Source organism: Actinoplanes regularis (genome assembly GCF_900188005.1).
Taxonomy (GTDB): domain Bacteria; phylum Actinomycetota; class Actinomycetes; order Mycobacteriales; family Micromonosporaceae; genus Actinoplanes; species Actinoplanes regularis.
This window is the reverse complement of sequence record NZ_FZNR01000006.1, coordinates 26,167-48,122: the sequence shown is the minus strand read 5'-3', so window position 1 is coordinate 48,122 and position 21,956 is coordinate 26,167. Positions and strand designations below refer to the sequence as shown.

Genomic DNA, 21,956 nt, shown 5'->3' with positions numbered 1-21,956 from the left:
ACGACACACATTGAGCCGAACAATTGCCAATATGTAACCGACTGTTTCGGAGAGGTAATTTGCTTCCGTTGATCACGGGGGCGGTCGAGGACCGTAGCGCCCGGGGTATCGCCGCGGCCGTGAGCCGATTGATCACGACCGGCCGGCTCCCGGCGGGGGAGCGGCTGCCGACCGTGCGCGCGGTCGCCGGGTCGCTCGGCGTCAGCCCGACGACGGTCAGCGAGGCGTGGCGCAACCTGACCCTGGCCGGCGCGATCGACACCCGGGGACGGTCCGGGACGTACGTCTCCGGCCCCGCCCTGCCGCGCTTCGCCCAGCTCGGCCGGCCGTCCGTCGCCCTCGCCCGGGATCTGTCCACCGGCGTGCCGGATCCGGAGCTGCTCCCCGACCTGAGCGACGCGCTCGGCCGGATCGGGGACGGCCGCTGGGCCGGCAGCTACCTCGACGAGCCGGTGCTCCCCGCCCTGGAGGCCGTGCTGCGCGACAGGTGGCCGTTCCCGCCGGAGCGGCTGACCGTGGTCGACGGCGCCCTGGACGCGCTGGACCGCCTCGTCGACGTCGTGGTGCGCTACGGCGACCACGTGCTCGTCGAGAACCCGGCCTTCCCGCCGCTGCTCGACCGGCTCCAGGCGGCCGGTGCCACGGTGATCGGCGTGCCTCTCGGTGACGCCGGGCTCGACCCGGACGTCCTGCGTCAGCTGCTCGCCGAGCGCCGCCCGGTCGCGCTCTTCCTCCAGCCCCGGGCGCAGAACCCGACCGGGGTCAGCATGACCGCCGCGCGCGCCGCGGCGCTCGCCCGGGTCCTGCGGGGCGCGCCGCACCTGCTGGTCGTGGAGGACGACCACGCGGGGGACATCGCGACCGCGCCGCCGGTGAGCCTCGGCACGCACCTGCCCGGCCGGACCGTGCACGTGGCGAGCTTCTCCAAGTCACACGGACCGGACCTGCGACTCGCCGCTGTCGGCGGGCCGGCGGCGGTGGTCGACCAGGTGATCGAGCGGCGGCTGCTCGGGCCGGGCTGGTCCAGCCGGCTCCTGCAGGGCGTACTGCTGGATCTGCTCACCGATCCCGGGGTGATCGAGAGCGTCGCGGCGGCCCGGACCGCCTACGCCGAGCGCCGCGCCGCCCTGCTCGCCGCGCTGGGCAGGCGCGGCGTGACGGCTACGGCGGCCGACGGCATCAACCTGTGGATGTCCGTTCCGGATCAGCAGAACGCGATGGTGACGCTCGCCGCGCACGGCATCGGCGCGGCGCCCGGCGCCCCGTTCTGCGTCACCCCGCTCGGCGGTGACCACCTACGACTGACCGCCGGCCTGGTCGCCGGCGGATTCGACGACCTGGCCGAGGTGCTCGCCTCGGCCGTCTTCCAGACCGGCCGCGGCAGCGGCGCGCGCGGTCGTGGACACCCGCACGGTTGGCGCTGACTCACACTCGCGGAGGTAGCCATGTCTCTTCTCGACCGGCACCGGGCCGTCATGCCCGGATGGATGCCGCTCTACTACGGTGACGACGCGCTGGAGATCGTCTCCGGCTCCGGCCGCCGCGTCACCGACGCCACCGGCCGTTCCTACCTGGACTTCTTCGGCGGTGTGCTGACCACGATGGTCGGTTACGACATCGCCGAGATCAGTGACGCGGTACGGGCGCAGCTCGCCACCGGGGTCGCGCACACCTCGACGCTCTACCTGATCCGGCGGCAGGTCGAGCTGGCCGAGAAGATCGCCCGGGTCTCCGGCATCCCGGACGCCCGGGTCTTCTTCACCAACTCCGGCACCGAGGCGAACGAGTCGGCGTTGCTGTTCGCCACCAACGCGCGCCGCTCCAACCAGATCCTGGCGATCAAGAACGGCTACCACGGCCGGACCTTCGCCACCATGGCGGTGACCGGGCATCGCGGCTGGTCGTCCAGTTCGCTCAGCCCGCTCACCGTGCACTGGCTCGCCTCGGCCGACCGGCTCCACGGCCGGATGGCCGGCCTGTCCGACAGCGATCTGATCGACGCGGCCGTCGACGACCTGCGCGAGGTGCTCGCCACGGTCACCGCCGGCGACGTGGCCGGCCTGATCGCGGAGCCGATCCAGGGGGTCGGCGGGATCGTGCACGGGCCGGACGGGCTGCTCGGGGCGTACCGCAAGGTGCTCGCCGAGCACGGCATCCTGCTGATCGCCGACGAGGTGCAGACCGGCTGGGGGCGCACCGGCGAGCACTTCTGGGGCTATCAGGCGCACGGGGTCACCCCGGACCTGATCACCTTCGCCAAGGGGATCGGGAACGGGTTCGCGCTCGGCGGGGTGGTCGGCCGGGCCGAGATCATGAACGCGGTTCCGGCGCTCAGCTTCTCCACCTTCGGCGGCAACCCGATCAGCGCGGCCGCCGGGAACGCGGTGCTGGACTACGTGCTCTCGCACGATCTGCAGGGCAACGCGCAACGGGTCGGCTCGCTGCTGCTGGCGGGGCTGCGCGATCTGCAGTACGACATCCTGGGTGAGGTCCGCGGCCGGGGCCTGATGATCGGCGTCGAGTTCGTCCGCCCCGGCACCTCCGAGCCCGACCCGGCCGCCACCCTGCGCGTATTCGAGCTCTGCCGGACCGGTGGCCTGCTGGTCGGCAAGGGCGGCCTGTACGGCAATGTGCTCCGGATCGGCCCGCCGCTGACCCTGACCGAGGACGAGGCCCGGGAGGGGCTGGCCGTCCTGGTCGACGCGATCGCGACGGCCGACGCGGAGTCCCGGATCGCCTGACGCGTGGCGCCGGCGGGTTTCGTCGGCGGCTCGCGAACTTTGGCTTGTTCTGAAGAAACTTGCCTTCACTGGGGACGAAACATCTCGGTAGCCTCCACACGCATATCGATTTATCGATGGAGAGGGCCGCGATGAAGCCGTCTCTCAGCCGCCGTCAACTTCTCGGCGCCGCCGCCGCGGGCGCCGCCGGCACACTCGCCGTTCCCGGAGCCGCCGCCGCAGGCGGGGCCGGCTCCGCGCACCGGGTCCCGAGGGACCAGATCAGCGTGCAGCTGTACACGCTGCGCGATCAGCTCGGCCTGAACCTGGAGGCGAGCCTCGCCGAGCTCGCCGCGATCGGCTACACCAGGGTCGAGCACGCCGGCTTCGTCGGGCGCACCGCGGCGCGGTTCCGCGCCGCCCTGGACGGTGCCGGCCTGCGCGCCACCTCCGGCCACGTCGGCATCCCGCAGCCGTTCGACGCCGCCACCTGGCAGCGCGCGCTCGAGGACGCCGCCGTCGTCGGCAACAGGTTCATCGTCCACCCGTTCTTCGGGCAGGGGCCGGCCGGCCCGATCCGGGACGCCGCCGTCTACCGCGCCTTCGCCCGTGACCTGAACCGGGCCGGTGAGCTGGCCCGCCGGGCCGGGCTGAGCTTCGGCTACCACAACCACCAGGCCGAGTTCCTCCGGCAGGACGGCACCGCCCGGACCGGGTTCGACATCCTCACCGCCGAGACCGATCCACGCCTGGTGCACCTCGAGGTGGACCTCTTCTGGGCGTTCCGCGGTGCCCACGACCCGGTCGACCTGATCGCCGAGCACCGCGGCCGGATCCGGCAGGTGCACGTCAAGGACCTCAACGTGGCGGGTGGCTTCGCCGATCCGGGCGACGGCCTGATCGACTTCGGCCGGATCTTCCGGCACGCCCGGGAGGCGGGCCTGGTGGAGTACATCGTCGAGCGCGACGATGCCGGCACCCCGCCCCGTACACCCGCGGATGCCCTGGTCACGGCCCGGCGCGGATACGCGTACCTCGACGGGCTGAGGTTCTGATGTTCCGGCGCCTCGCACTGATCGGCGCCGTCGGCGTGGCCGTGCTGGTCACCCCGGCCGTGGCCGTGGCCCATCCGGGGCACGAGTTGCCGCCGTCCACCGACTTCCAGAAGGTCACCCTCGACGACTTCCCGGGCGAGCCGATCGCGCTCGCCGTGCTGCCCGACCGCCGGGTGCTGCACACCGCCCGGGGCGGCGAGGTCCGCATCCACGAGCCGTCCACCGGGCGCAACGTGCTCGCCGCCAGGATCCCGGTCTACCTGCACGACGAGGAGGGCGTGCAGGGCGTCGCGATCGACGCCGGGTTCAGCCGCAACAAGTGGGTGTACATCTACTACTCGCCGATGCTGGACACGCCGGTCGACGATCCGGCCACGCCGACGGTCAACGAGGGCGACGCGCCCGCGGAGGGGACCGCCGCCGACTTCGCCCCGTTCCAGGGCGTCATGCGGCTCTCCCGGTTCAAGCTGGCCGGCAACACCCTGCGGCTGGAGACCGAGCAGAAGATCATCGAGGTGGCCACCGACCGGGGCATGTGCTGCCATGTCGGCGGCAAGATCGATTTCGACCGGGCCGGCAACCTCTACCTGTCCACCGGTGACGACACCAACCCGTTCTTCTCCAGCGGCTTCGCGCCGCTCGACGAGCGGGCGAACCGCAACCCGGCCTTCGACGCCCAGCGGACCGCCGGGAACACCAACGACCTGCGCGGCAAGCTGCTGCGGATCAGGGTCGGCCGCGACGGCGGCTACACCGTCCCGCGCGGCAACCTGTTCCGCCCGGGAACCCCCGGGACGCGGCCGGAGATCTACGCGATGGGCCTGCGGAACCCGTTCCGCTTCACCGTCGACCCGGCCACGGACGTCGTCTACCTGGCCGACTACTCGCCGGACGCGCGGGCCGCCGACCCGGCGCGTGGCCCGGCCGGGCAGGGACGCTGGATGGCGATCGACAGGCCGGCGAACTACGGCTGGCCGTACTGCGTGGCGCCGGACGTGCCGTACGTGGACTACGACTTCGCCACCGGGGTGTCCGGCGCGCCGTTCGACTGCGCCGGGCCGGTGAACGACTCGCCGCACAACACCGGCCTGCGCGAGCTGCCGCCGGTGGAGAAGGCCGAGATCATCTACTCGTACGGGGGTGAGTGCCGAGTTCCCGGAGCTGGGCACCGGCGGGATCGGCCCGATGGGTGGACCGGCCTACGACTACTCCGCCCGGTCCCGGTCGCCGTTCAAGTGGCCGGCGGCATTCGACGGGGTGCCCCTGTTCGCCGAGTGGACCCGTGACTACGTGAAGGGGTTCCACCTGGATCGGCGCAACCGGGTCACGCAGATCGACCCGGTGCTGCCGGAGATCGTCTTCGACAACCCGATGGACCTGGAGTTCGGCCCGGACGGCGCGCTCTACGTGCTGGAGTACGGCGACGGGTACTTCAGCGAGAACCCGGACGCGCAGCTGGCCCGGATCGACTACGTTCGCGGCAACCGGACCCCGATCCCGCGGGTCAGCGCGAACCCGGGCAACGGCCGGGCGCCGCTCACGGTGTCGTTCTCCAGCGCGGGGACCGCCGACCCGGACGGCGACGCACTGAGGTACGCCTGGGACTTCGACGCCGACGGGCACGTCGACTCGACGGAGCCGGACCCCTCGTACACTTACACCGCCGACGGCGACTACCGCCCCGTTCTGAAGGTCACCGACAGCACCGGTCGTTCCGCCTCCGCCGAGGTGATCCTGCCGGTCGGCCCGCTCGCCCCGCAGGTGACGTTCGTCAGCCCGGTGACCGGCCAGCCGTTCGAGTTCGGGCAGACTGTGAGCTACGCGGTCACGGTTGCCGACGACACCCCGGTGAACTGCGCGAACGTGACCGTCACCTACATCCTCGGTCATGACCAGCACGGGCACCCGCTCTCCACCTCGTCGGGCTGCACCGGCACGATCGCCACCTTCGTCGACGCCGGGCACGCCGGGGCCGGCAACCTCACGGCGGTGTTCGTGGCGTCGTACACGGACTCGGGCACCCCGCGGCGGACCGGGACCGCGACCGTCGTGCTGACCCCGACCGGTTGATGGACGCCGGCCGGGCCGTCAGGTCCGGCCGGCACCCAAGATCGTCTCGATTTACCCGATAGTAACGTCTTCGGAACATTGTTCTGGATGTCCGGATAGGTCCACGTCGATTATCTGGCGAATGTTCACCAATCCTTTGTTGACAGACACCCCGTGTAGTCGGCCGGGTGCGTTATGTGAGATTTGGGGAAACATCAGGTTAACGACGGTGGAACCTTGTACATGTTGCGTTCCCCCTCTGGCAGTGGACCCGGTTGACCATTCACGATCACTGCGTGACTGAAACCTCCGTGATCCTCGCGCTGGTAGTAGTGACGGCACTCGCCTTCGACTTCACCAACGGGTTCCACGACACGGCGAACGCGATGGCCACCTCCATCGCTACCAAAGCCCTGCGGCCCAAAACCGCCGTAGCCCTCTCCGGTGTGCTGAACCTGATCGGGGCGTTCCTCTCCGTCGAGGTCGCGCTGACCGTCACGAACGCGGTCGTCAAGATCCAGGACAAGACCGGCGCGCCGAAAGCCGAACTCCTGGCGGACGGCGGATCCGGACTGCTCCTGATCATCCTGGCCGGTCTGGTCGGCGGGATCGTCTGGAATCTGCTGACCTGGCTGGTCGGCCTCCCCTCCAGTTCGTCGCACGCGCTCTTCGGCGGCCTGATCGGCGCCACCGTGGCGGGTCTCGGCTGGGCCGGCGTCAACTGGAGCGGTGACGGCTCGAAGCTGGACGGCGTGGTGGGCAAGGTGCTGCTGCCCGCCGTGCTCTCGCCGGTCATCGCGGCCGTCGTCGCCGCGGTCGGCACCTGGCTGATCTTCAAGATCACCGCCGGGATCGCGGCCCGCTTCACCGAGCAGGGCTTCAAGTGGGGCCAGATCGGCTCCGCCTCGCTGATCTCGCTCGCGCACGGCACCAACGACGCGCAGAAGACCATGGGTGTCATCACGCTCGCCCTGATCGCCTCCGGCGACTGGAGCGACACCAAGAACATCCCGTTCTGGGTCAAGGCGGCCTGCGCGGTCGCCATCGCGGCCGGTACCTACCTGGGCGGCTGGCGGATCATCCGTACCCTCGGCAAGGGTCTCACCGACATCAACCCGCCGCAGGGCACCGCCGCGCAGTCCGGCGCCGCCGCCGTCATCCTGGCCTCCAGCCACCTCGGCTTCGCGCTCTCCACCACGCACGTCGCCACCGGTTCGGTGCTCGGCTCCGGCCTCGGCCGGCCCGGCGCCCAGGTGCGCTGGGCCGTCGCCGGCCGGATGGTCGCGGCCTGGTTGATCACCCTGCCCGCGGCCGGCCTGATCGGCGCCGTGATGTGGTGGATCGGTCACCTGATCGGCGGCATTCCCGGCGCGGTCGTGGTCTTCGTGCTGCTGGTCGCCGCCTCGGTGGCGATGTGGCTGCGCTCCCGCGCCCACCAGGTCTCCTCGGACAACGTCAACGACGAGTGGGAGGCCACCCCGTCCGGTCCGGCTCCCGCCGGCGACTCGGCCGCGTTCCACTCCGACCCGGTCGAGGCGGACTCGGTGCCCCACGCCTCGGCCCTGGCCGACGTGGAAGCGGTGGTCCAGGCCCCGGCCGAGGACGAGACGGATGCGGCGATCACCGACCCGGCCCCCGTGGCCGCGGCGAACTGAGCGGAGTCGACATGCACAACCTGGGTTTCGCGCTCGACGGCGCGTGGCGGGTCCTGCTGGCCGGCCTGGTCCTCGGTGCCGGGCTGCCGGTGCTGTTCGCACTCGGGATCCGCTCGCTGGCGTGGGGGGCGGGTGAGGCTTCGGTCGACGCCTCCGGCGTCACCGCCGGAACGAAGCGGCCGCTGGGTACGGTCCTCGGCTACCTGCTGTTCGCGATCGTCGTGGCCGGGGTGCTGCTCGGGCTGACCTTCATCGTGGCCTCCGGCTTCGGTAACAAGATCAGCTTCGAGCACATCTACCCGACCATCGTCCCCAAGTAGTCGGTTCCGGGGCTTCACCCGGCGAAAACGACCACCAGGACCAGCCCGGTATCCCCGGACTGGTCCTGGTGTCTTTCGGGACCCGCTTCGTCGCGCCCGCTTGGTGTGCCCGCTTTTTCGTGCCCGGGTCGTCAGGCGAGGCTGCGGGCCAGGACGCCGATGTCGGCCTGGTCGGTGAAGAGGCCGTCGATGCCGGCGCGCAGGAAGGTGACCTGCTCGTCGATCGCCTTGCCATAGGCGTTCGGGTCGGTGCCGACCCGCAGCTCCGCCGGGAGGAACGAGTTCTCGGCGCGGAAGGTGTACGGGATGACCTTGAGCCCGGCCTGGTGCGCGTCCCGGACCAGGGTGGTCGGCGTGGCGAGGGTGCCGTCCGCCTTGCGCGGGATGATCTGGCCCTTCTCCGGGCCGAGGCCGTCGACGTACTCGGACAGCTCCTTGAGACCGACCGGGGTCAGGTAGTCCGCGTACGTGCGGGTGTCGTTGAACGGCGTGCCGGACGCGCTGCTCAGGAAGACCAGCGGGACCTCGACGCGGTGCTGGTCGGCCAGCGTCCTCAGGTTCTTCGCCTCGAACGACTGGATGAACACCTTCGCACCACGGCGATCCAGGCCGTTGCGGCGCAGCACCCGCACCAGCGGGGTCTCCAGCTCGAGACCGAGGTCGCGGAAGAACGTCGGGTGCTTGGTCTCCGGGAACACGCCGAGGTCCCGGTTCAGCTCCTTGACCAGGCGCTTGCGCAGGTCCAGCAGTTCCTGGAAGGTCGGCACCTCGAACAGGCCGTCGAACAGGGTGTTGTGCTGGCGGGTGCCGGGGATGCGCTCGGTGGCGCGCAGCGTCTTCAGCTCGGCGAGCGTGAAGTCCTGGGTCCACCAGCCGGTCACGCTCACGCCGTCCAGGACCACGGTGCGCCTGCGGTCGGCGAACTCCGGGTGCGACGCGACGTTAGTGGTGCCGCCGATCTCCGGCTCGTGCCGGCAGACCAGGACGCCGTCCTTCGTGCTGACCAGGTCCGGCTCCAGGTAGTCGGCCCCCATCCGGGCGGCCAGCTCGTACGACGCCAGGGTGTGCTCGGGACGGTATCCGGAGGCGCCCCGATGGCCGACGACCAGCGTCGTCCTCCGCTCGTGACCGCCCGGCCGGTCGTGTGCGAACGCGGGAGAGGCGACGGCCCCACCCAGCGCCGGAGCGGCGGCGGCCACCGCGCCGAAGCGCAGCACCTGACGGCGATCTGCCACGTTTCCTCCACGGAATCCTGGGTCCGGCCCGGTGACCGGATTCACCGACAGGAAGTCCAGGTGACGGATTCGTCGGCCAAGCGACGATCTCATGGCGTGTCCGCGAACGCCCGGCCAATGGTCATCAACCGCCCAGCACCTCCCGCAGGCGCCGGGCCTCCCGGATGAGGCGGGAGCCGCCCTTGCGGTCGGCGATGGCGGTCAGTTCCGGGAGGTCGGTCCGGGCGTGGACCGCGCCGGCGGCCTGGGTGGCGACCTCCAGCAGGTCGGGCAGGCCGCGCGGGGCGGCCGGCAGCATGATCGGCAGGGCGGCGGCCAGAGTCACCCAGACCGGGGTGGTGGCCCCGGCTCGGAGGGCGTCGGCGAGGGCGACCGCCACCCGGGGAAGCTTGATGACGCCGTCCCTGCCGAGCGCACCCAGCTCCGCGCCGACCGCCTCGGCGAACGGCTCGGGGCGACCGGCCAGGGCCAGGAACGCGTCCACCGCCGCGAACCGGTCCGGCTCGTGCCGGGCGGCCAGCGCGTAGACCAGAGCGAGCGCCATCGCCGGGCCGATCGGTCCGGCGGCGTCGGCGAGCAGCGGAAGCAGGGACGCGTCCCGGCAGTCCTGGTCGGCGAGGGCCGCGAAGGCGGGCAGGGTCCAGGCCGCGGCCACCTCGCGGTTCCGTGGCAGCACCATGGCCAGGATGTCCGGTGTGAAGTCGTGGCCGCCGCTCCAGCCCGGACGGGGTGAGCGGGACAGCGTGCAGAGCGCGTTCTCCAGGATCAGGCCGGGGCCGTCCGACCGGGCCGGGTCGAGGTTGGCCACCACCCGGATCAGGGCACTGCCCCGCTGCTCGAAACGGGTGCTGACCGGCTCGGGCAGCCCGCCGGTCGACAGCCATTCGGCGAACTGCCGGCCGCGACCCGAGGTGAGCCGCTCCGCGCGGGGCACCACCGCCGGATCGACCACGACGCGGAGCAGGGCCTGCTCGTAGTCGAGCGGCCACGGCTCCCAGCCCTCCGTCTCGGCCCGGGCCAGCCGGTCGGCGAGCACGCCCGCGTCCAGGCTGCCGTCCACATGGGTCGGGGTGGCCAACAGGATCGGGACCGGGGCGGCGGTCCAGCGCTGGGCGACCTCGGCGATCCGCAGCTTCAGAACGTCGTCCGGCATGTGGATGAGGGACGCGTCGTCACCGGCGTAGACGGCTTCCCACCGGACGCGGCCCGACATCGGCCCCTCGGCGCCGTCGAGGATCGCCCGGGTCGCCTCGCCGAGGAAGAGCAGCCGTGACCAGCCGTAGCCGCTGAGGAGGTCGGTGTGCCGGGTCAGTACCGGGCCGAGCGCCTCGGCGATGGCGGTCCGGTCGCCGCGCGAGCCGAGGGCGACCAGCGCGGCCAGGACGCGCTCCCAGCCGATGGCGGTCTGATCGTGAATCAGCGCCAGGAACTCCTCGGCGAGCTCGGCCGGGCGCTGGAAGGGCGGTGGCATCGCGGCCGCTCGGGGCTCACCGGCGTGCGTCCCGAGCAGCGCCGACCCGGGCAGGGCGGGTCGGGGCGGGGTGGCCTCGGGCGGGCCGGTGCCGGATCGGGGAGACAGCAGGGTGGTGGCTCGGGCGGGAAGGGCACCGGAGAGTGAGCCGGCCGCCTTCAGGATCGCGGCTCGGGTGGCGGGGGAGAGCCGGGACACGAGGTGACCGATCGCCTCGAGCGCCCACTCCTGCACGTCCAGCGACCGGTGCTCGAAACCGATCGCGATCGTCCCGGCGATCTCGTCGGACCGGGCCGGTTCGCGCGCGGCGACCCGCTCCAACCAGGACAGCTGCGCCCGGACGAGCGCCTTCTCCTTACGCGTGAGCACCTCCGTGCTCGCCGCCAGCAGCACATCGGGATCGAGCCGTCCGGCCTCGTCGGCGGCGCGCAACGCCCGCTGGGCGCTGCCGGCGATCGGGGACGGCGCCGAGCCGATCAGCCGTGCGTAGTCCGACGCCCGCGCGGCCACCTCGTCGACGGTGGGCGCGAGCCGGTCGTGCAGTTGCGTGAACGGTCGCAGGAAGGCCGGCCGATCCCCGCGGAGCTGCCGGTCGATCGTCGCGTCCAGGATCGTCGCGCGGTCGAGACGGCCCTCGGCGATCAACTGGACGACTGCCTCGGCGAAGCCCGGCTCGGGCAGCTCGGAGCCCATGCCGTCGAGCTCGAACACCGCGGGCAACGCGACGTCCAGCCACGGACTGTCGCGCAGCCCCGCGGTGAGCCCCTCCGGCAGGGTGCGGATCCAGCCCTGGACGAAGCTCCGGGTGATCGGCGGTCGAACCCCGCCCTCGACCAGCAGCGCGTCGACGAGGGCCCACTCGGCGGCCCGCGGCCCGCCGGCACCCGCGCCGACCCGTTCGGCGAGCCGGAGACCGAGGTCGCCCAGCCAGTCGAGCTGTCGGGCGCGGGCGATGGTCAGGAACTCGGGCACCGGAATGCAGGGCCACTCGCGGACCCACCGCCGGCCGAGCACGGTGGCGGCCTGGGCCGGGCTGGGCAGGCAGCCGATCGCGGCCAGCGCGATCACCGGGCCGGGCCGTGGATGGGCCTGCCACAGGTCCGCGTCGGACAGGGCCTTGACCCGGGCCAGCAGCTCCGGCCCGAACGCCCGCCGCTCCCGCTCCGGGGTGGCGAGCAGCAGCTCGGTGACGGCGGCGGCGTCACCGGCCCGCACCAGGATCGCGTCCCAGCTGATCGACATGCGGCCACCCTAGATCCGGGGTCCGACAAAATCCGGGCGCGATCGTACGATCGGGGCGTGCCCGGCGCCCTGCGTTCGTTCCTCGCGGAACCGCGTCCTCCCGGCGGCCGCCCCGTCGGCCGGCGCGACTGGACGCTCGTCGCGGTGTGCGCGCTCGTCGCCGTACTGGAAGGGGTTCTTCGTCCCGATCCGCCCGGCGGAGTGGCGGCACCGGTGCTCGCGGTCGCGCTCACCCCGACCCTGCTGATCCGGCGCAGCCGGCCGCTGCTGGCGGTGACCGTCGCGTTCGGAGCGACCTTGATCGCGCCGGTCTTCTCGGGAAACGTGCCGCCGGAGGAGTACGCGCTGGTCTACCTGCTGATCGTGCTCTACTCGCTGTTCCGCTGGGGTTCCGGGCGCGAGGCCGCGCTGGGGCTCGTGGTGATCATCGTCAAGCAGCTGGTGTCGTTCGGGTCCGGCCAGGTCAACGCCGGTGACACGGTGGGTGGGACGGCGCTCACCCTCGCGGTTCTCGCCCTCGGTGCGGCGATGCGGTTCCGGTCCGGCGCCCGGGCCCGTGAGCTGGAGCAGGTCCGCCTCCGGGAGCGGGAGCGCCTGGCCCGCGACCTGCACGACACGGTGGCCCACCATGTTTCCGCGATGGCGATCCGGGCGCAGGCGGGGCTGGCCACGGCCGGCAGTGATCCGGACGCGGCCACCGACGCGCTGCGCCTGATCGAGAGCGAGGCAAAGGAGGCGCTGACCGAGATGCGTACGGTGATCCGAGCACTGCGCACCGACGAACCGGACCCGCCGCGGCTCGCCGACCTGGCCGCTCTGTCCGGCGGCGCCGGGCCGAAGGTGGAGATAGAGGTCGGCGATGACCTGGGCGCGGTGGCACCGGCGGTGGGCGCCGCGATCTACCGGATCGCCCAGGAGGCGATCACCAACGCGCGGCGGCACGCGCGGGGTGCGACCCGCATCCTGGTCCGGGTGGTGGCCGAGAAGGATCAGGTCCGGCTACTTGTCACCGACGACGGCGCGGTGCCGGGTCTGCGACGGTCCGGGACGATTTCCGGGTACGGCGTGAGCGGCATGCGGGAGCGCGCCGAGCTGCTGGGCGGCCGGTGTACGGCCGGGCCCGGCCCGGAGCGCGGCTGGCACGTCGAGGCGGTGCTGCCGGCGTGACCGTGCGCGTGCTGGTGGCGGACGATCAGGAGATCGTGCGTACCGGGTTGACCATGATTCTCAATGCTCAGCCGGGCATCAAGGTGATCGGCGAGGCGGCGAACGGTCACCAGGCCGTCGAGCTGGCCCGGCGGCTGCGCCCGGACGTGTGCCTGCTGGACATCCGGATGCCGGGCGTGGACGGCATCGCCGCGACCCGTGAGCTGGCCGGTCCGGGTGTGGCCGACCCGATCGCGGTCGTCGTGATCACCACGTTCGACCTGGACGAGCATGTCTACGGGGCGTTGCGGGCCGGTGCCCGCGGCTTCCTGCTCAAGGAGGCCGGCGCCGAGCTGCTGGGCCAGGCGGTCCGGGCGGCGGCCGCGGGGGACGCGCTCATCGCGCCCGCGGTGACCGCGCGGCTGCTGCGGACCTTCGCGCGGGGCGGTTCCGCGGGGCCACCGCGGCGGCCGGCCGATCCGCTGACCGAGCGGGAGGAGGAGGTGCTGCTGGCCGTGGCGGGCGGGCGGACGAACGGTGAGATCGCCGCCGACCTGTACATCAGCCTCAGCACCGTGAAGACGCACGTGGCCAATCTGATGACGAAGCTCGGGGTGCGGAACCGGGTCGAGATAGCCATGTGGGCATACGAGAACGGGCGACGGTAACCGGCCGGAAGTACGGTTTTCGAACCGTTCCGAAGAAGGGTGGGGACCGGTCTTCGGACCGGTGTCCCGGACGTCTCCGGCGGCCACCATCGACGCATGACGACGAACGCGGACCTGGAGCCGGGACGGTCCGGAAGCGACAGCCCGCTCCCCACGGCCGGGGGCGACGCGCGGCCCGTGGCGCCGCCGGGGCGCGACGGGCGGCGTGGGCCGCGGCGACGGGGTGGCTGGCGGATTCCGGCGGCGCTGATCGCCCTCAGCCTGGTGCCCTCGATCGCCGGCGCGCACCGGCTCGGCGAGCTGGCCACGAACGTGCCGGTCACCGAGGAGAACGCGCGCTTCTTCGACATGCCGGTGCCGGTCGTGGCGCACATCATCGCCGCGATCCTCTACTGCGTGGTCGGGGCGTTCCAGTTCGCCCCGGCGTTCCGGCGCCGGCGTCCGCGCTGGCACCGGGTCGCCGGCCGGTTCCTCGTGGCGGCCGGGTCGACCGTGGCGGTCAGCGGGATGTGGATGGCCGTCTTCTACGACCTCCCGCCGGTCGACGGCGTGCTCGTGGAGATCATGCGCCTGATCGTCGGGACCGTGATGGTCGTGTCCCTGGTCCTGGCCGTGGTGACGATCCGCCGGCGGGACATCGCGAGCCACCGGGCCTGGATGATCCGGGCCTACGCGCTGGCGCAGGGCGCGGGGACCCAGGTCTTCACCCACCTCCCCGCCCTGCTCATCGGCGGGACGCCGAGCGTCGGTGCCCGCGCGGTCATGATGGCCGCCGGCTGGATCATCAACATCCTCGTCGCCGAGTGGATCATCCGCGGCCGTCCGGGTCTCCGTGCTCCGCGCGCGGCGTGACCGTCACGTTCGCCATGAACGGGCTGCGACCGCACCGACCGCGGCGCCGCCCACCGCCGCCGGGTGGCCCGGCGGCGGTCAGCGGTCAGCGTGTCCTGCGGTTCAGATCCGCAGCTGTGGCCAGTCCAGGAGCCCCTCACCGAGGTCACGGACCGCCGCCAGCAGACCCAGCCGTGCCGCCCGGATCGCCGGGTCCTCCGCCATCACCAGCACGTCGTCGAAGAACCTGTTGACCGGCTCGACCAGTTGGCCGGTAGCCGTCACGAACCGCGGCAGGTCCACGACGGACGGGTCGAGGCCGCCGCGAACCGCCGTGACCGCGTCGTGCAGCGCCAGCTCGGCCGGCTCCTTCAGCGCGCCCGTGTCGTAGGAGGCGATCGTGCCCTCCGGGACGATGCGCCGCGCCCGCTGGATCGCCGCCGCGACCGCGGCGAAGTCCGCGTCGCCGACCGCGACCGAGAGCTGCGCCAGCAGCGTGTCCGCCACCGACGGCCGGGCGAAGTGCGGCAGCACCGCCCGGACCCGGTCGACCGGCCGCCCCTCCTCGGTCAGCGCCTGCTCCAGCCGCTTCGCCAGGAAGTCGCTCACCGCGGCGAGCACCTCCGGCCCGACCGGCACCGGCTGTGCCGCCGCGGCCACGGCCAGCGCGTCGGTGAGCGAGAGTGATGCGAACTCCGGCGTCGACCGGTGCACGGCGAGCAGGCCGAGCACCGCCCGGCGCACCGCGAACGGGTCGCTGGAGCCGGTCGGCAGCCCGACGGTCGCCGCCAGGCCGGCCACCAGGTCGAGCCGGTCGGCGAGCGACAGCAGGGCGCCCGGGAGCGTCCGCGGCAGCGCGTCCCCGGTGTTGCGTGGCAGCTCCGCCTCGAAGACCGCCTCGGCCACCGCCCGGGACTCGCCGGCGTGCAGGGCGTAATCCCGCGCCATCACCCCGGCCAGGCTGGTCATCTCGGTGACCAGCTGCGAGCCCAGGTCGAACTTGACCAGTTCGGCGGCCCGGTCGAGGGTCGGCGAGCCCAGGCCGAGCCGGTCGCCCAGCTGCCGGGCGAGCGCCCCGATCCGGCCCGCCCGGTCGGCCATCGAGCCGAGCTTGTCGGTGAACGTGAGCCGGGACAGCCGGGCCGTCATCTCGGCGAGCGGGGTGTCCAGGTCGGCGCGGTAGAAGAAGCGGGCGTCCTCGTACCGGGCGCGCAGCACCGCCTCGTTGCCGCCGCGGACCAGTTCGACGTCGACCGGCCCGTTCGCCACCGTGACGAACATCGGCAGCAGCTTGCCGTCCTCGTCGCGGACCGGCAGGTACCGCTGGTGTTTGCGCATCACCGTGGTCAGTACGGCGTCGGGCAGCGTCAGGTAGCCCTCGTCGAACGTGCCGAGCAGCGGCAGCGGCTGCTCCACCAGGTCGGTGATCTGGTCGATCAGCGCGGCCTCGCCCTTCACGTCGATCCGGCCGTCGGGGTAGACGAGGTCCTGCGCGCCGATCACGATCAGTTCCCGGCGGTCCTCGTGGTCGGCGACGATGCCGTTGACGCCGAGCGTCTCCAGGAACGTCTCGGCCGAGGCGATGTCGGCCACCGGCGGGACCGCGGTGCGCAGCAGCCGGGTCTGCCGGCCGGCGGCCAGGGTGGAGACCGCGACCGGGACCACGTCGTCACCCCAGAGCGCGGTCAGCCACCGCAGCGGGCGGCTGAACGCCAGCTTCGGGTCGTTCCACCGCATGTTCTTGGCGGCCCGCAGGCCGCTGACGACCTTCGCGAGCACGTCGGCGAGGACCTCCGGTGCCGCGCGCCCGGCCTCGTGCCTGCGCAGCACCAGATGGGGTACGCCGTTGAACTCCTCGGTCTCCAGGTCGTCGGCCGAGACCCCGTGACCGCGGGCGAAGCCCTCGATGGCCTTGGCGGGCGCCTGCGTCTTCGGGCCCTTGACGGTCCGCACGTGATCGTCCTCGCGCGCGGCCACCTGCTGCACCACCACGATCAGCCGGCGCGGCGTGCCGAAGACCCGGATCTCCCCGTGCTCCAGCCGGGTGCCGGCCAGTCCCTCGGTGACCAGGCGCAGCACCTGCTCCCGCGCGGCGCGCAGCTCGGCCGGCGGCAGCTCCTCGGCGCCGATCTCGAAGACCAGGGTCCGCGGCCGGTCGTCGGTCTGCACGGCGCTGATCGGCCGGGCCGGTTCCGGTGCGACGGTGGTCCCCAGCGGCAGCCCGAGTTCGGTGCGGCGATCCACCCACAGCTTGGCGACCTCACCGGCGAGCCGGCGCATCCGGGCGAACTCGGACGCCCGCTCGGCGGTGGAGACCGCGCCGCGCGAGTCGAGGACGTTGAACGCCTGCGAGCACTTGAGCACGAAGGTGTGCGCGGGCACGGGCAGCCCGGCGTCGATCATCCGCTGGGCCTCGCCCGCGTAGAGATCGAGCAGCCCGCGGCTGGCCTCGATGTCCGCGTCGTCCAGGTAGTAGCGGGACATCTCGTACTCGGACTGGCCGAAGACCTCGCCGTAGCTGACGCCCGGCGCGTACTCGATCTCCTTGAAGTGCTGCTTCTCCTGCAGCGCCATGATGATCCGCTCGATGCCGTAGGTGATCTCCACCGACACCGGGTCGAGGTTCAGCCCACCGGCCTGCTGGAAGTAGGTGAACTGGGTGATCTCCAGGCCGTCCAGCCAGACCTCCCAGCCCAGCCCCCAGGCGCCGAGCGCGGGGGAGGCCCAGTTGTCCTCGACGAACCGCACGTCGTGCGCGGCCACGTCGATACCGATCGCGGCCAGGCTGCCGAGATAGAGCTCCTGGGAGTTGCCCGGGTCGGGCTTGAGGATCACCTGGAGCTGGGTGTGGGTCTGCAACCGGTTCGGGTTCTCGCCGTAGCGCGAATCGTCGGGCCGCACCGACGGCTCGACGTAGACGACCCGCCACGGCTCGGGACCGAGCACGCGCAGGAACGTGGCCGGGTTCAGGGTGCCCGCTCCCACCTCGGTGTTCATCGGCTGGACGACGAGGGCACCCTGCGCCGTCCAGTACGCCGTCAAACGGGACAGAGCCTCCTGCATGGTGAGCATGCGCCGAAGTCTAGGGCCCGGCCCCGCACGGAATGCCAGCGAATATGCCCGCCGGTGATCTTTACACCTTTCAGCGACCGCTGTCCGGCCTCACCACTGCTCAGCGTGGCGGGTCGAGGCGCCGGGGGACGCAGTGCGGGGCGTCGACGGTGTGGCACCACGCGGTCACCGACGCCGGATCGGGGAAGTCGCCGAGCGCCAGCGTCAGCCACCTTCCCGCGTCGCTCGCCGGATGGGCCAGGTCGGTGCTGAGCAGCAGAACCACCAGGTGCTCGTCGCTGGAGATCGCCCGGCGCAGGCGCTGGTGCTCGGCGAGGACCGTGGCCGGGCCGGTGCGGCCGGCGGGAGGTGCGGCGAGTTCGGCGGCGTACTGGCCGAGCAGGTCGAGGGTGGCGAGGTCATCACGGTGGGTGAAGTCCAGCTCGGCCTGCGGCCCGGCGGTCGCGGACGGCCACGACTCCGGGCTGTTGCCGAGACCGGTGTGCGGCCGGGTGGCGACGGAGACGGGCAGGACCGGCCTGTGGTGGTCGATCCAGGAGAGAACGGCAGCCGCGAGGGCGGCCGTGACGAAGAGCGTGACCGCGACGGCGGTCACGATTCGGGACGGTGGGGCGATTTTCGGGTACGCGTCCACGGGCCCTCCGGCTCAGTCAGCGCGCGGGTCGTCACCGACGCTAACCGCCCATCGGGTCGATTACCAGGTCAGACACGCCCTTTCAGCTGTCCGGTGCGGGCGCTGCAACCGGTCCGCAACCGAACTGAGACCGGCCGAGTCGCTCGCCCGGCTCAACCCGGCCCCGTCAGTGCCGACCACTAGGGCCATGAGCGTGGGCAGCGGATTGCACACAACCGGACCTCAGCTGGAGGCCCCCGGCGACACAGGTGTGACGCCGGACCGGCAGGTCTTGCTGTTGGCGGAACTGGTCGGCTTCATGACCAAGGACACTCCTTCGGTTCAGCATGTGCTCGACCTGATGACCCCGCATCTGCGGGAAATCGCCGGGTTGACCGCGGCGACCGTCTTCGAACTGGACTCCGAGACCGGTCTGATGGCCGGGACCGCCCAGTTCGGCGAGCCGGGCCGGCGAGATCAGGTGGTCGCCGGCAAGGTGTTCCGGACGGCGGCCGGTGGTCCTCCGGTGATCAACGGGCAGCAGATGGCGATTCGTCTGCGGATCGGCGGGCAGACCGTCGGTGTGCTGCTGCTGACCGGCGAGACCCTGGACCAGCTGCGGCCGGAGACCATCTCGACGATCGCGCTGCACTTCGCCACGACGCTGCAGGGGCTCTTCGCCGAGAAGGCGCGCCAGTTCGTGGCGCACACCAGCGCCACCATCCAGGAGCTGTTCGAGAAGGGCATGAAGGCCGGCAACGTGGAGGAGGCGGCTGAATTGCTGACCCACTCCTGCGCCACGGCGTTCCGCGCCGAGCATGCCGGCCTGCACCTGATCGACGGCGATGGGCGGATCCGGTACGTCTACAGCGTCGGCTGCCCCGAGGAGCGCCAGCAGCAGCTGATGGTGAACCTGGTCGGCAAGTCGGCGATCGAGTCGCCGATCTGGCGCAGCACGGTCGAGTCCGGCGAGCCGGTGCTGGTCAACAACGCCGCCAGCGTCAAGGTCCGGCCCGGTGGGATCACCGAGACGCTCGGGCTCAGCTCGTTCATCGCGATGCCGCTGATGTCCGGGTTCGGCCCGGTCGGACTGGTGATCTGCGGCGACTCCTCCGGCCTGCGGGAGTGGAGCGGCCGGGACCGTATCCTGGCCCAGCAGCTCGCCGCAGAGGGTGCGCTGGTCATGGACAGCGCCCGGATGCGGCAGGCCAACCAGATGCACGTCGAGGAGCTGACCCGGCAGGCGTACCACGACTCGCTGACCAGCCTGCCCAACCGCAAGCACCTGCTGGACCGGGGTGAGCAGGCGGTCGAGATCGCGATGTCCACCGGTACCCGGCTGGCGCTGCTGCTGCTCGACCTGAACGGCTTCAAGCAGGTCAACGACACCATCGGCCACCACGCCGGGGACATCCTGCTGCAGCTGGTCGGCGACCGGCTGGACAAGCTGATCCGCAAGCCGGACCTGGTCGCCCGGCTGGGCGGCGACGAGTTCTCGGTGCTGGTCACCGGGAACCCGGACGCGGAGGTGGCGGTCAAGGTCGGCGAGCGGATCTGCGCGCGGTTGAAGGAGCCGTTCGAGATCGACGGCCAGACGGTGCAGATCGGCGCGAGCATCGGGGTGGCGCTCTTCCCGAAGCACGCGACCGAGTTCAGCAACCTGATGAAGGACGCCGACGCCGCGATGTACGAGGCGAAGCGGTCCGGCGGCGGGGTTCGGCTGACGACCTGAGACTCGATGCGATCCCGGCGACTCGAGCCCCCCGTACGGGGCGGGAGTCGCCAGGATCGCCGCGGTCGTCCCCGCGCAACTCCGTCCGCTCGGCCGAGCGGCGTGTTCGCGGGGCTCCATGGTCGTACTGGAAGGAAGGTTTGTCGCCGGTCCGCATAGCGGGCCGGCTTTTCGCGGTGAACGGGTAGTTGCTCGGCTGTTTCGGGATCATTGCGCTGGGAGCGCTCCCATGTAATGCTGTGCGCGTCGGCCTTCGATCCCCACCGATGCGTCGGTCGTCGCTCCCATTGGCGCTCATCATTGCGCCGCCGTACGTCTCGAGGAGTCCTCATGAGACCCATTCCCACCCGGGCCCGTGCCCTCACGGCTGCCGCCGTCGTGAGTGTCGTGGCCGGCGCCGGCGCGGTCGCCATCTCGACCGAGGCCAGCGCCGCCGCCGGCTGTCGCGTCGACTATGCGGTGAACCAGTGGTCAACCGGCTTCACCGGCAACGTGACGGTCACCAACCTCGGTGACCCGATCTCCGGCGGCTGGAACGTCACCTGGGCCTTCCCCGGGAACCAGACGATCACGCAGGGCTGGAGCGCCACCATCACCCAGTCCGGCCAGAACGTCACCGCGACCAACCCGTCGTGGTCCACCTCGCTCGGCACGAACGGGACGGCCAACTTCGGCTTCAACGCGAACTACTCGGGCACGAACACCGCGCCCTCGTCGTTCAAGCTGAACAACGTCACCTGCACCGGCACCGTCCCGACGTCGCCGTCCAGCAGCCCGTCGACCAGCCCGTCGACCAGCGTCTCGCCGTCCACCAGCCCGTCGACGCCGACGAACCCCGGCACCAAGGTGGACAACCCCTACGCCGGCGCGAAGGGCTACGTCAACCCGGAGTGGAAGGCCAAGGCCGACGCCGAGGCCGGCGGCAGCCGCGTCTCGAACAACCCGACCGCGGTCTGGCTGGACCGGATCGCCGCCATCGAGGGCACCGACGACAGCAGCTCGAACGGCTCGATGGGCGTCCGGGACCACCTGGACGCGGCGCTCGCCCAGGGTGCCGGCTACATCCAGTTCGTGATCTACAACCTGCCCGGCCGGGACTGCGCCGCGCTCGCCTCCAACGGTGAGCTCGGCCCGACAGAGCTGCCGCGCTACAAGTCGGCGTACATCGACCCGATCGCGGCGATCGAGAACGACGCCAAGTACAAGAGCCTGCGGATCATCAACGTCGTCGAGATCGACTCCCTGCCGAACCTGGTCACCAACACCTCGGGCCAGGCCGGCGCCACGGCGATGTGCGACACGATGAAGGCCAACGGCGGGTACGTGCAGGGCGTCGGCTACGCGCTGAACAAGCTCGGCGCGATCAGCAACGTCTACAACTACGTGGACGCCGCCCACCACGGCTGGATCGGCTGGGACTCGAACTTCGGCCCGACCGCCGACATCATGCTGCAGGCCGCGCAGGCCTCCGGCAGCGTCAACAACGTCACCGGCTTCATCACCAACACGGCGAACTACTCCGCGCTCAGTGAGCCGTGGATCCAGCCGAGCACGACGGTCGGTGGCCAGAGCATCCGGCAGTCCAAGTGGATCGACTGGAACCAGTACAGCGATGAGCTGACCTTTGCCCAGGCGTTCCGGACCAAGCTGGTCTCGATCGGCTTCAACTCCAACATCGGCATGCTGATCGACACCTCCCGCAACGGCTGGGGCGGTTCGGCCCGGCCGACCAAGGCGAGCACCTCCACCGTCATCGACACCTACGTCAACGAGTCGCGGATCGACCGTCGCATCCACGCCGGCAACTGGTGCAACCAGTCCGGTGCGGGCCTCGGCGAGCGTCCCAAGGCTGCCCCGGCCACGGGCATCGACGCCTACGTCTGGGTGAAGCCCCCGGGTGAGTCGGACGGCTCGTCCTCGCTGATCCCGAACGACGAGGGCAAGGGCTTCGACCAGATGTGCGACCCGACCTACACCGGTAACGCCCGCAACGGCAACAGCATGAGCGGTGCCCTGCCCAACGCCCCAATCTCGGGTGCCTGGTTCTCGGCGCAGTTCCAGCAGCTGATGGCGAACGCCTACCCGGCCCTGTAACAACGGTTCAGCAGACCGGACCCCCGCCCCGAATCACGCCCGGGGCGGGGGTC

The 21,956-nt window shown here is 71.7% G+C and carries 16 protein-coding genes; 12 read left to right on the top strand and 4 right to left on the bottom strand.

The window, feature by feature from the left end:
* Positions 1-23: 23 nt before the first annotated feature.
* From CHC09_RS17845 to CHC09_RS17820, 7 genes are all read left to right on the top strand, one after another.
* A complete protein-coding gene (locus CHC09_RS17845) occupies positions 24-1,424 on the top strand; it encodes an aminotransferase-like domain-containing protein (RefSeq protein ID WP_342352358.1) in 1,401 nt (466 codons plus the stop codon).
* Between the two features lie 21 nt (positions 1,425-1,445).
* Complete coding sequence (locus CHC09_RS17840; RefSeq protein ID WP_089294258.1) at positions 1,446-2,741, top strand: aspartate aminotransferase family protein; 1,296 nt, start codon at positions 1,446-1,448, stop codon at positions 2,739-2,741.
* A gap of 131 nt (positions 2,742-2,872) precedes the next feature.
* A complete protein-coding gene (locus tag CHC09_RS17835; protein WP_089294572.1) occupies positions 2,873-3,775 on the top strand; it encodes a sugar phosphate isomerase/epimerase family protein in 903 nt (300 codons plus the stop codon).
* Positions 3,775-5,061: a PQQ-dependent sugar dehydrogenase gene (locus CHC09_RS47655; protein ID WP_239138450.1), complete on the top strand. Its 1,287-nt coding sequence runs from the start codon at positions 3,775-3,777 to the stop codon at positions 5,059-5,061. Before CHC09_RS17835 ends, CHC09_RS47655 begins: the two co-directional genes overlap by 1 nt.
* Entirely contained in the window at positions 5,033-5,845 is an 813-nt protein-coding gene (locus CHC09_RS47650) for a PKD domain-containing protein (protein ID WP_239138451.1), read from the top strand. The genes CHC09_RS47655 and CHC09_RS47650 overlap by 29 nt, the downstream gene beginning before the upstream one ends.
* Before the next feature lie 275 nt (positions 5,846-6,120).
* On the top strand, positions 6,121-7,479 hold the full coding sequence (locus CHC09_RS17825) for an inorganic phosphate transporter (RefSeq protein WP_089294257.1): 1,359 nt from the start codon (positions 6,121-6,123) through the stop codon (positions 7,477-7,479).
* Positions 7,480-7,490: 11 nt separating this feature from the next.
* Complete coding sequence (locus tag CHC09_RS17820; protein ID WP_089294256.1) at positions 7,491-7,799, top strand: hypothetical protein; 309 nt, start codon at positions 7,491-7,493, stop codon at positions 7,797-7,799.
* Positions 7,800-7,930: 131 nt separating this feature from the next.
* On the opposite strand, the gene CHC09_RS17815 is transcribed toward CHC09_RS17820, so the two are convergent.
* Complete coding sequence (locus tag CHC09_RS17815; protein ID WP_089294255.1) at positions 7,931-9,034, bottom strand: glycerophosphodiester phosphodiesterase; 1,104 nt, start codon at positions 9,032-9,034, stop codon at positions 7,931-7,933.
* A 124-nt stretch (positions 9,035-9,158) separates the two neighbouring features.
* A complete protein-coding gene (locus CHC09_RS47125; RefSeq protein WP_089294254.1) occupies positions 9,159-11,747 on the bottom strand; it encodes a DUF6493 family protein in 2,589 nt (862 codons plus the stop codon).
* A 57-nt stretch (positions 11,748-11,804) separates the two neighbouring features.
* Between CHC09_RS47125 and CHC09_RS17805 the strand changes: the two genes are divergently transcribed.
* The 3 genes from CHC09_RS17805 (at position 11,805) to CHC09_RS17795 (ending at position 14,413) form a co-directional block, all read left to right on the top strand.
* Positions 11,805-12,914 (top strand): sensor histidine kinase, encoded by a 1,110-nt coding sequence (locus tag CHC09_RS17805; protein ID WP_089294253.1) that lies wholly within the window; start codon positions 11,805-11,807, stop codon positions 12,912-12,914.
* Positions 12,911-13,561: a response regulator gene (locus tag CHC09_RS17800; protein WP_089294571.1), complete on the top strand. Its 651-nt coding sequence runs from the start codon at positions 12,911-12,913 to the stop codon at positions 13,559-13,561. The genes CHC09_RS17805 and CHC09_RS17800 overlap by 4 nt, the downstream gene beginning before the upstream one ends.
* 96 nt (positions 13,562-13,657) lie before the next feature.
* Positions 13,658-14,413, top strand: a complete 756-nt coding sequence (locus CHC09_RS17795; RefSeq protein WP_089294570.1) for a DUF2306 domain-containing protein — start codon at positions 13,658-13,660, stop codon at positions 14,411-14,413.
* A gap of 102 nt (positions 14,414-14,515) precedes the next feature.
* On the opposite strand, the gene CHC09_RS17790 is transcribed toward CHC09_RS17795, so the two are convergent.
* Together CHC09_RS17790 and CHC09_RS17785 are read right to left on the bottom strand one after the other, a co-directional pair.
* On the bottom strand, positions 14,516-17,464 hold the full coding sequence (locus CHC09_RS17790) for a glycine--tRNA ligase (protein WP_089294252.1): 2,949 nt from the start codon (positions 17,462-17,464) through the stop codon (positions 14,516-14,518).
* Between the two features lie 100 nt (positions 17,465-17,564).
* Positions 17,565-18,059 (bottom strand): hypothetical protein, encoded by a 495-nt coding sequence (locus CHC09_RS17785; protein WP_089294251.1) that lies wholly within the window; start codon positions 18,057-18,059, stop codon positions 17,565-17,567.
* 316 nt (positions 18,060-18,375) lie between these two features.
* Between CHC09_RS17785 and CHC09_RS17780 the strand changes: the two genes are divergently transcribed.
* Positions 18,376-19,809, top strand: coding sequence for a sensor domain-containing diguanylate cyclase (locus CHC09_RS17780; RefSeq protein WP_239138452.1), 1,434 nt, complete (start codon positions 18,376-18,378; stop codon positions 19,807-19,809).
* Positions 19,810-20,139: 330 nt separating this feature from the next.
* Positions 20,140-21,903 carry a glycoside hydrolase family 6 protein gene (locus tag CHC09_RS17775; RefSeq protein ID WP_089294250.1) on the top strand — a complete coding sequence of 588 codons (1,764 nt, stop codon included), beginning with the start codon at positions 20,140-20,142 and terminating at the stop codon, positions 21,901-21,903.
* The last annotated feature ends 53 nt before the right edge of the window (positions 21,904-21,956 follow it).